Below are 1,220 nucleotides of genomic sequence, written 5' to 3'. Positions count from 1 at the left end.
GCGTCTCGTCCCGGTGCCGTGCCCGCTCCCGACCTTCGTCCGTGGGCGCTGGGGCGGCACCGGGACGAGACGCCAGAGGACGCCAACGTCATGTCGATCCGCTTTCCGGACCCGGATCCCGGGATCCTCGCCCGCCGCGAGACGATCCTGGCCGGCCTTCGCCCCCTGGTCGGGCCCGAGGCCCTCGTCACCAGCGAGGACGAGCGCCGCGCCTTCGAGACGGACGGGCTGACCGCCTACCGCAAGATGCCGCTGGCCGTGGTGCTGCCCTCGACAACCGAGGAGGTCTCGGCGGTGATGGCCTATTGCCACGCCAACGGTGTGCGGGTGGTGCCGCGCGGCGCCGGCACCTCGCTCGCGGGCGGCGCGATCGCCCAGGAGGACGCGATCATCCTCGGCGTGGCCAAGATGACGCGCGTGCTCGACCTCGACTTCGCCAACCGCACGGCGCGGGTGCAGAGCGGCATCACCAACCTCGCGATCTCCGGGGCGGTCAGCCACGAAGGCTTCTTCTACGCGCCCGACCCGTCGAGCCAGCTCGCCTGCACGATCGCCGGCAACATCGCGATGAACTCGGGCGGGGCGCACTGCCTCAAGTACGGGGTCACCACCAACAACCTGATGGGCGTGACGCTGGTGATGAACGACGGCACCGTCGTGGAGATCGGCGGCGACCATCTGGACAGCCCCGGCTACGACCTGCTCGGCCTCGTCTGCGGCTCGGAGGGGCAGCTCGGCATCGTCACCGAGGCGACCGTGCGGATCCTGCGCGCGGCGGAGGGCGCGCGGCCCGCCCTCGTCGGCTTCTCGCGGGTGGAGGATGCGGGCGACTGCGTGGCGGCGATCATCGCGGCCGGCATCATCCCGGTGGCGATCGAGTACATGGACCGCGAGGCGATCCTGATCACCGAGGATTTCGCGCAGGCCGGCTACCCGCGCGACGCCGAGGCCATGCTGATCATCGAGGTCGAGGGCTCGGACGCCGAGTGCGAGGCGATGCTCGCCCGCATCGAGGCGATCGCGCGGGATTTCCGCCCGACCAGCATCCGGGTCTCGAAGTCCGAGGCGGAATCGGCCGCGATCTGGAAGGGCCGCAAGTCCGCCTTCGGCGCCACGGGCCGGATCTCCGACTACATCTGCATGGACGGCACGATCCCGACCGGTCAGCTCGGCCCCGTGCTAGAGCGCATCGGCGCAGATCGCGCCGATGCGCTCTAGCA

The 1,220-nt window shown here is 71.0% G+C and carries 1 pseudogene; it reads left to right on the top strand.

The annotated features are described in order from the left end of the window. Positions 1 to 90: 90 nt before the first annotated feature. Positions 91 to 1,197 (top strand): annotated as a pseudogene (locus MFF54_RS27515) (FAD-binding protein); the annotation flags it as partial. Between the last annotated feature and the right edge of the window lie 23 nt (positions 1,198 to 1,220).

The sequence above is a fragment of the Methylobacterium gregans genome (genome assembly GCF_022179245.1).
GTDB classification, from domain to species: domain Bacteria; phylum Pseudomonadota; class Alphaproteobacteria; order Rhizobiales; family Beijerinckiaceae; genus Methylobacterium; species Methylobacterium gregans.
This window is presented reverse-complemented; position numbering and strand designations above follow the sequence as displayed.